The sequence below is a fragment of the Phenylobacterium sp. genome, assembly GCF_046590535.1.
Classification (GTDB): Bacteria; Pseudomonadota; Alphaproteobacteria; order Caulobacterales; family Caulobacteraceae; genus Phenylobacterium.
On sequence record NZ_JBKJTG010000253.1, the window covers coordinates 1 to 8,431 of the forward strand.

9 protein-coding genes are annotated in these 8,431 nt (G+C 68.5%); 6 read left to right on the top strand and 3 right to left on the bottom strand.

Features of this window, described 5'->3' with window-relative positions; translation table 11 throughout:
- On the top strand, positions 1-508 hold a 508-nt coding region (locus tag ACLL81_RS16090), incomplete at its 5' end, for a J domain-containing protein (protein WP_411289379.1).
- Between the two features lie 37 nt (positions 509-545).
- A complete protein-coding gene (locus ACLL81_RS16095) occupies positions 546-1,628 on the top strand; it encodes a flavodoxin family protein (protein ID WP_411289380.1) in 1,083 nt (360 codons plus the stop codon).
- Positions 1,629-1,631: 3 nt separating this feature from the next.
- Here ACLL81_RS16095 and ACLL81_RS16100 read toward each other — a convergent pair whose 3' ends face one another.
- Positions 1,632-2,504, bottom strand: coding sequence for a TauD/TfdA dioxygenase family protein (locus tag ACLL81_RS16100; RefSeq protein ID WP_411289381.1), 873 nt, complete (start codon positions 2,502-2,504; stop codon positions 1,632-1,634).
- A gap of 100 nt (positions 2,505-2,604) precedes the next feature.
- On the opposite strand from ACLL81_RS16100, the gene cobS reads away from it, so the two are divergent.
- Positions 2,605-3,609 (top strand): cobaltochelatase subunit CobS, encoded by a 1,005-nt coding sequence (cobS, locus tag ACLL81_RS16105; RefSeq protein WP_411289382.1) that lies wholly within the window; start codon positions 2,605-2,607, stop codon positions 3,607-3,609.
- Positions 3,610-3,613: 4 nt separating this feature from the next.
- Here the strand turns inward: cobS and ACLL81_RS16110 are convergent, their stop codons facing one another.
- Positions 3,614-3,967, bottom strand: a complete 354-nt coding sequence (locus ACLL81_RS16110; RefSeq protein WP_411289383.1) for a DUF5615 family PIN-like protein — start codon at positions 3,965-3,967, stop codon at positions 3,614-3,616.
- A gap of 2 nt (positions 3,968-3,969) precedes the next feature.
- On the bottom strand, positions 3,970-4,194 hold the full coding sequence (locus tag ACLL81_RS16115) for a DUF433 domain-containing protein (RefSeq protein ID WP_411289384.1): 225 nt from the start codon (positions 4,192-4,194) through the stop codon (positions 3,970-3,972).
- Between the two features lie 110 nt (positions 4,195-4,304).
- Between ACLL81_RS16115 and ACLL81_RS16120 the strand changes: the two genes are divergently transcribed.
- The 3 genes from ACLL81_RS16120 to ACLL81_RS16130 form a co-directional block, all read left to right on the top strand.
- Positions 4,305-5,480: a DUF3089 domain-containing protein gene (locus ACLL81_RS16120; protein ID WP_411289385.1), complete on the top strand. Its 1,176-nt coding sequence runs from the start codon at positions 4,305-4,307 to the stop codon at positions 5,478-5,480.
- Positions 5,481-5,561: 81 nt separating this feature from the next.
- Positions 5,562-7,505 (top strand): cobaltochelatase subunit CobT, encoded by a 1,944-nt coding sequence (cobT, locus tag ACLL81_RS16125; RefSeq protein ID WP_411289386.1) that lies wholly within the window; start codon positions 5,562-5,564, stop codon positions 7,503-7,505.
- A partial coding sequence (locus ACLL81_RS16130; protein ID WP_411289387.1) for an esterase-like activity of phytase family protein occupies positions 7,502-8,431 on the top strand: 930 nt, incomplete at its 3' end. The genes cobT and ACLL81_RS16130, both read left to right, overlap by 4 nt.

An 8,431-nucleotide genomic window follows, 5' to 3' on the forward strand; every position in this document is an offset into this window, starting at 1 on the left:
GCGCGCGCCGAAATCCCGCGACATGCTCAACGAGCACTACTGGTTCTGCCAGCCGCACGCGGCGGAATATAACCGCAACTGGAACTTCTTCGCCGGCATGAGCGAGGGCGAGATCAAGCAGCGCCAGGCCCAGAGCGCCCAGGGCGACCGTCCGACCTGGGACTTCAAGGCCGGCCGATTCTCCCGCGAGGCCGCCGCGGCCGCCCAGGGCTTTGGCCAGGGCAAGGGCTATCGCGACCCGTTCAACCTGTTCGGCAGCGGCAATGGCGGCGCGGCGGGCGTCCGCACACCGAAGCCCGAAAGCCGCCGGCTCGGTAAGCTTGAGCGCAATGCGCTCGCCGACCTGGACCTCGACGAGAACGCCGATGCGCCCACGATCCGCGCCCGCTACATCGAGCTGGTGAAACGCACCCACCCGGACTCCAACGGCGGCGACCGTTCGGCCGAGCACAAGCTGCAGCGGGTCATCAAGGCCTACCAGCAGCTCCGCAAGGCGAAGATGGCCTAGCTCCGGAACGTGGCCTGGAGGCTGACGTTGGGCTCATATGGCCCATCCCACTCCCGAGCCCCGCAAGGGCATGCCCAGTCCGCAACTGGACGAGGCGACGTTCCGGCAGCGATTCCTCAGCCGGTTCATCGATCCGGCCTTCGACACGCTGTCGGCCGAACTGGACGCCATCGCGGGCGCGGCCTGGGATGGCTACGTCCACCATCGCAAGGCGCCGAGGACGCAGAAGGCGGGCGCAGGCTACGCTGATCCCGACTACGACCTGGCCGTCGACTGGTTGGCCGCCAAGGCCGCCATCGCCGCGGCCCAGATGCGGCACGACGACAAGGACGGCCCGTGCCGGGTGCTGATCGTCAACGCCTCGTCGCGCAGCGAGCACACCTGCCCCGGAGAGATGTCCAAATCCTACCGGCTGGCGAAAATCTCCAAGGCGGTGATGGAGACTGACGGCGTCGAGGTGGAAATCCTGGACCTTTCGCGCCTGGCCTCGGAGTTCGGCCGCGAGATCCATCCCTGCAAGGCCTGCTTCTCCACTGCGGCCCCGCTCTGCCATTGGCCGTGCTCCTGCTATCCCAACTATTCGCTGGGGCAGACGAACGACTGGATGAACGAGATCTACCCGCTGTGGGTCCAGGCCCACGGGATCATGATCATCACCCCGGTGAACTGGTACCAGGTCTCCTCACCCCTGAAGCTGATGATGGACCGGCTGGTCTGCGCCGACGGCGGCAACGCCGATCCGACCCTCACCCACGGCAAGGACGCCAAGAAGGCCAAGGAAATCGAGTTGGCCGGCTGGGACTATCCCAAGCATCTGTCGGGCCGGGTGTTCTCGGTGGTCGTCCATGGCGACGTGGAGGGGGCCGAGAACGTCCGGCGCAGCGTCGCCGACTGGCTGCGGTTCATGGACATGATCCCGGCCGGCGTGAACGCCGAACTGGATCGCTATATCGGCTACTGGAAGCCCTATGCCGACAACCACCTGGAGCTGGACGCCGACACCGCCGTCCAGGAGGAGGTCCGCAACGCCGCCCGCACCCTGATGGAGGCCGCCCACGCCAAGCATGCCGGCAAGCTGCAGGCGCCCGGCTCATCCCTGAAGGCGCCGCGCCAGAAGTAGGGGTCAGACCGGCGTGTCGCCTGCCACCGTCGTCCGGTGAATCAGGCGCAGGTGGCCGTCATAGCCGCCCTCGGCCAGGTGGACTGTGCAACGGTTGTCCCACATCAGCAGCATGTTGGGCCGCCATTTGTGGCGGTAGATGAACCGGTCCTGGGTGATGTGCCCGAACAGGAAGCCTAGGATGGCCTGGGACTCCTTGGCCACGAAGCCCTCGATGCCGACGGTGTAGACCGGGCTGACGAACAGCGCCTTGCGGCCGGTGACCGGATGGGTACGCACCAGGGGATGGGTCAGGCTCTGGTCGGCGTCCTCGGAGACGATGATCTCCATGGTCCGCTTTTCGGTTTCGCGGGCGAACACCCCTTTGGTCCCGTAGGCGCGGCCGGCGGAATGGACGGCCTTCAGCGGCGCCAGCATCGCCTTCATGGCCGGCGACAGGGCGTCGTAGGCGCTGGCGCAGTCGGCGAAGAGGGTGTCACCGCCCACCGGGGGCGTGACCTTGGAATGCAGCAGGGTGGCGGCGGGCGGCTTGGCCTGGAAGCTCCAGTCGGAATGCCAGCCGGCGCCGAAGTTGGTGGCCTTCTCGTCGGGCTCGCGGCGCAGCTCCAGCACGTTGGGGTGGCCGGGCATGGGGGCGATGAAGGGATCAACCCCGAACTTTCCCATCTGCAGGGTGAAGGCTTCAAGCTCGTCCAGACTGAGCGGCTGGTCGGGGAAGCTCACCACCGAATGGCGGGCCCAGGCGGCGCGGATTTCCTCGCGGGCCTCTGGGGAAAGCGGGCGGGAAAGATCAACACCGACGATCTCGGCGCCGAAGCCCTCCTCGGAGGCGAAGACCTGAATTGCGCGATACGACCGTGTGGCTTGCTTCAACATGGGTGGACGCTCCCTTCGTCATTCCGGTATGGGTCGCAGGGACTACCCCCATCAAACACACGTTTGCTTCGCATGCGTAAGCCTGTAATCGAACCGGACCATGACCTCGTTCGCTGAAAATCAAGACGACAAGCTCCTCACCCTGGTCCCGGACAAGAAGGTCTCGGTCCGCGAAGCCTTTGGTGTGGATATCGACATGACCGTGCCCGCCTTCAGCGAGCGCGACAGTCACGTGCCGGACCTCGATCCGTCCTACAAGTTCGACCCGGAAACCACCCGGGCGATCTGCGCGGGCTTCGCCTTCGACCGCCGGGTGATGATCCAGGGCTATCACGGCACCGGCAAGTCGACGCACATCGAGCAGGTGGCCGCGCGCCTCAACTGGCCGCTGATCCGGGTGAACCTGGACAGCCATGTCAGCCGCATCGACCTGGTGGGCAAGGACGCCATCGTCCTGAAGGACGGCAAGCAGATCACCGAGTTCCGCGAGGGCATGCTGCCCTGGGCGATCCAGCGGCCGATCGCCCTGGTGTTCGACGAATACGACGCCGGCCGCCCGGACGTGATGTTCGTGATCCAGCGGGTGCTGGAGGCGCAGGGCAAGCTGACCCTGCTGGACCAGAACCGGGTGATCCGGCCGAACCCCTACTTCCGGCTGTTCTCCACCACCAACACCATCGGCCTGGGCGACACCACGGGGCTCTATCACGGCACCCAGCAGATCAATCAGGGCCAGATGGACCGCTGGTCGATCGTCACCACGCTGAACTACCTGGCCCACGACGTGGAGGCCGAGATCGTGCTGGCCAAGGCGCCGACCTACGACACGCCGGAGGGCAAGCGCACCCTGGCGGCCATGGTCCGCGTGGCCGACATGACCCGCAACGCCTTCATGAACGGCGACATCTCCACGGTGATGAGCCCGCGCACGGTGATCACCTGGGCGCAGAACGCCGAGATCTTCGGCGGCGACATCGCCCTGGGCTTCCGGATGACCTTCCTGAACAAGTGCGACGAGCTGGAGCGCGGCACCGTGGCCGAGTTCTTCCAGCGCGCCTTCGGCGCCGACCTGCCGGAGAGCACGGCGCGGGTGCGGGTGGCTTAGCGGCTCAGCGCAGGCGGCGCTGACGGACGCGGCGCGGCTCCACGATGGTCAGGGCGCCGGCCAGCTTATCCATCACGTCCGCAAGGCTTGTGAGCACATGCGCGCCGCGCTGGCTCGGAGGCAGTGCTTCGCAACTCACCAGGATCACCCCCGGAACGACCAGGCCATGGCGCACCACGAGGTCGCCGAAGTCGTAGTCGTGCGTGAGCACGACACGATCATCGGCAATGGCGAGAGCGGCGACCTGGCGGTCATCAAGACCCGCGTGGCCAGCGCCCACGAAACGAAGATCGTGGCCCGCCGCCTCGAACGCCTTCGAGATCGGACGCTGCACGCATTCGTCGACCAGAATCCGCAACGTCACTCGGCGGCGTGGGAAGGCCGATTGGCGTTCAGATGGTCCGCCGCATAGGCTAGCGCCGCTCGGACGTCGTCCGCCGTCAGCCCGTCGTACTGCTCGGCCACCCACTCCGGCGGGCCGTGAGCGCACTCGCGGACTAGGTGCTCGACCGGGATCCGGGTGCCCTTGATCACCGGCTTACCGGCCATGACCCGCGGGTTGATATCGATGCGGTCGTGCGGCATGCGCGCAGGATAGCAGATTTGCTACGCCGCGACATTCCCGCTGGACCGGACGCGGCGTCCACGCGATCCTCATACCCATAGTTCCAAACAAGAATTTCAGGCGGGGAAGCATGACCAGGATGATGGTGGGCGCGCTGGCGCTGGGCGCAGCGATGCTGGCGGGGGCGGCGGGCGCGCAAGGCGTGCAGCAGCCGAAGAACGACTATTCGAAGCCGGCCGCCTGGCTGTGCTGGCCCGGCAAGGCCGGCGACGCCTGCGCCATCGACCTGACCACCACGGTGATCGCGGCGGACGGCGCGACCAGCGTCGAGACGTTCAAGGCCGACCCCAAGGCGCCCATCGACTGCTTCTATGTCTATCCCACGGTGTCCATGGACCCCGGCGTGATCTCCGACATGACCGCGGGGCCGGAGGAGCTGAACGTGGTCCGCCAGCAGCTGGCCCGGTTCGGGTCCAAGTGCCGAATCTACGCGCCGCTCTATCGCCAGTTCACCCTGACGGCCTTGCGCGCGGCCAGCGCGGGGACGCCCATGGGCGGAGCCAATGCGCCGCGGCCCACCACCGGCTACGACGACGTGGTGGACGCCTGGAACCACTACCTGGCCACGGCGAACAAGGGCCGCGGCGTGGTGCTGATCGGCCATAGCCAGGGCTCCGGCGTGCTGGCGCGGATGATCCCGGCGCATGTGGAAGGCAAGCCCGCGCAGAAGCTGTTGGTCTCCGCCCTGCTGCTGGGCTCCAACCTGGGCGTCGAGACGGGCAAGGACACCGGCGCCTTCAAGACCATCCCGCTGTGCAAGTCGCCGACCCAGACCGGTTGCGCGATCTCCTATGTGAGCTTCCGCGACACCGCCCCACCGCCGGCCAACAGCCGGTTCGGCAAGGTGCAGATGGCGGGCATGCAGGCGGCCTGCACCAACCCGGCGAACCTGGCCGGCGGCAAGGCGCCGCTGAAGGCCTACCTGGGCAACGGCGCGGCCATCGCCAGTTCCTCCGTGGCGCCGCCGCCCTGGGTGAAGGGCAAGGCGAACCCGGCGACACCGTTCGTGGCGGTCCCGGGCCTGCTCACCGGCCAGTGCGTCTCCAAGGACGGGTTCAACTACCTGGAGGTGCAGGTGAACGCCGACCCGGCCGATCCGCGCACCGACCAGATCGCCGGGGACGTGGTCAACGCCGGCGTGGTGCTGAAGGACTGGGGCCTGCACCTGATCGACGCCAACGTGGCCATGGGCGACCTGGTGGACGTGGTCGGCCAGCAGTCCAAGGCCTGGCGCGCGAAGAAATAGCCGGCGACCCCTCCCCCGTTCGCGGGGGAGGCTACGCGCCTGATGACGCGGCCGCTGGGGCGATCTAAGACGACCCCTGAGATGGCCAAGAACCCGGAAAGCCCCCTGGAGCCCTTCAAGCGCGCCCTGGCGCACGCGGCGCGGTCGCTCGCCGAGACCCCGGACCTGGAGGTCGTCTATTCCGGCGAGGGCCCGCTGCTCACCGGCAACCGGGCGGTCCTGCCCCACCCGCCCCGGGACCTGACCCCCGCCGACGCCGCCCGCATCCGCGGCTTTGCCGACCAGATGGCTTTGCGGGTGGCCCACCACGACGCTGCCGCCCACGCCAAGACCCGGCCGAACTCAGCCATGGGCGCGCCGATCTATGACGGCATCGAGCAGGCCCGCATCGAGGCCATCGGCGCCAACGCCATGGGCGGCGTGCGCGAGAACCTGAAGGCGGTGCTGGACCAGGCCTGGGCCAAGCGGGTGTTCAACGAGCCGGAGGCCATGGCAGCGCCGCCGATGGCCGACGTGGTCGCCCTGATGGTGCGCGAACGCCTGACCGGCCAGCCGCCGCCGCCCAGCGCCCGGCCGCTGGTGGAGATGTTCCGCGACGAGGTCGAGGCCAAGGCCGGGCCCGAACTGGACCGGCTGGTGGAGACCATCCAGGACCAGAAGACCTTCGCCAGGATCGCCCGGGCCATCATCCGCGACCTGAAGATGGGCGACGACCTTTCCGACGCCCCCGACCAGGCGGACGACGCGGACGGCGAGGAGGGCGAGCCGGACGGCGCCGAGGACCAGGACGACGGCGACGGCGAGGGCCAGTCCCCTCAGCAGTCCGCCACGGACGGGGACGACGCCAGCCATCGCGAAAGCGAGGACACCGACAGCCAGATGATGGAGGCGCAGGAGGACCCCAACGCCCAGGACACCGACGAGCCGCCGGAAATGGGCGAGGGCGAGCAGCCGGCGCGCCCGGACCTGAAGCCGGACGGCAAGCTGGTCACCTACAAGGTGTTCACCACCGCCCACGACGAGATCGTCGCCGCCGAGGAGCTCTGCGACGCCGAGGAGCTGATCCGCCTGCGCGCCTATCTGGACCAGCAGCTCGCCAGCCTGTCGAACGTGGTCTCGCGCCTGGCCAACAAGCTGCAGCGCAAGCTGTTGGCCCAGCAGAACCGCTCCTGGAGCTTCGACCTGGAGGAAGGCATCCTCGACGCCGCCAGGCTGACCCGGGTGATCACCGACCCCACCTCGCCGCTGTCGTTCAAGCAGGAGCAGGACACCGAGTTCCGCGACACGGTGGTGAGCATCCTGATCGACAATTCGGGCTCGATGCGGGGGCGCCCGATCATGGTGGCCGCCGTCTGCGCGGACATTCTGGCGCGCACCCTGGAGCGCTGCGGGGTCAAGACCGAGATCCTGGGCTTCACCACCCGCGCCTGGAAGGGCGGCACGGCGCGGGAGGACTGGCTGAAGGCCGGCAAGCCCGCCCAGCCCGGCCGGTTGAACGACCTGCGCCACATCATCTACAAGGCCGCAGACGCCCCCTGGCGGCGCGCCCGGCGCAACCTCGGCCTGATGATGCGCGAGGGGCTTTTGAAGGAGAACATCGACGGCGAGGCGGTGATGTGGGCGCACCAGCGGCTGATCGGCCGGCCGGAAGCCCGCCGCATCCTGATGGTGATCTCCGACGGGGCGCCGGTGGACGACTCGACGCTCTCGGTGAACTCCGGCCACTATCTGGAGCGCCACCTGCGCGAGGTGATCACCGAGATCGAGACCCGCAGCCCGGTGCAGCTGATCGCCATCGGCATCGGCCACGACGTGACCCGCTATTACCGCCGCGCGGTGACCATCGTCGACGTGGAGCAACTGGCCGGCGCCATCGTCGAACAGCTGGCCGAACTGTTCGGAGAGGAGATCCGCAAGGTCGGCCGCAAGCAGGCCAGCCTGCTGGCGCCGCCGCCCAACACCCAGGGACCCTCGGGCGCCCCGCGACGGTCGACGTTCAAGGAAGTGCGCAGGGCGGTGGCGTGAGGACGGCCGGACTGGCGCTGGCCCTGCTGCTGGCCGCCTGCGCCCAGGCGTCGGCGCCCCTGCCGGCCCAGCCCGTGGCCGCGGGTTCGGCGATCACCATCCAGGCGGCGCCGGTCGGCGAGGTTCGTGAGGGCTGGACGATGTTGCAGTTCGGCAAGCCGGACGGCTTCACCTTCGCCGGCGGCCTGCACCTCACATCGCCGGACACCTCGCGGCTGCATGGCCTATCTGCTCTGGAGGTCACCGCCGACGGCGCCCTGACCGCAGTGTCCGACCAGGGCGACCTGGTGCAGGCGCGTATCATACTGGACGAAACGGGTCGGCTGACCGGCGTCCGTGACGGGCGATTGACGCCCCTGCGCGACACCGAGGGCAGGCCCCTGGAGGGAAAGTCCGAAAGTGACGCCGAGGGGATGGCGACCCTGGCCTCCGGAGACCGGCTGGTGAGCTTCGAGCGGCATCACCGCATCTGGCTCTACCCCAAGGATGGAGGGCCGCCGCGGCCCGCGCCGGCGCCTGACGTCAAGCTGCCGGACAACGGCGGCTTCGAGGCCCTGGCCGCCGATCCGGCGCGTGGGCGCGACGCCTATGTGGTCGGCGCCGAGGAGAGCGGCCAGACCTGGCGTTGCCGCCTTTCCAAGGGCTGCATCCCCGGTCGGACCGTGGAGAAATTCAAGGGAATGGGCCTTACCGCCGCCGCAAGCCTTCCACAGGACCGCACCGCCTGGCTGCTGCGCGGCGTGGCAGGGTTGGGCCTGGAGGTGGTGCTGCGGATCGACGATGCGGCTGGACGAACGATCGCCGCCCATCGCATGGGAGAGAACTTCACCGTCGACAACTTCGAGGGGCTTGCGGCGCGGCCCCGGCCAGACGGGACGATCCGCTTCTACATACTGTCGGACGACAATTTCTCGGCCAGCCAGCGC

Excerpts from the sequence above, each read along its gene's own strand:
- ACLL81_RS16095 (WP_411289380.1), top strand. The coding sequence starts at position 546 with ATGGCCCATCCCACTCCCGAGCCCCGCAAGGGCATGCCCAGTCCGCAA.
- cobS (WP_411289382.1), top strand. The coding sequence starts at position 2,605 with ATGACCTCGTTCGCTGAAAATCAAGACGACAAGCTCCTCACCCTGGTC.
- ACLL81_RS16115 (WP_411289384.1), bottom strand. The coding sequence starts at position 4,194 with ATGCCGCACGACCGCATCGATATCAACCCGCGGGTCATGGCCGGTAAG.
- ACLL81_RS16120 (WP_411289385.1), top strand. The coding sequence starts at position 4,305 with ATGACCAGGATGATGGTGGGCGCGCTGGCGCTGGGCGCAGCGATGCTG.
- cobT (WP_411289386.1), top strand. The coding sequence starts at position 5,562 with ATGGCCAAGAACCCGGAAAGCCCCCTGGAGCCCTTCAAGCGCGCCCTG.
- ACLL81_RS16100 (WP_411289381.1), bottom strand. The coding sequence starts at position 2,504 with ATGTTGAAGCAAGCCACACGGTCGTATCGCGCAATTCAGGTCTTCGCC.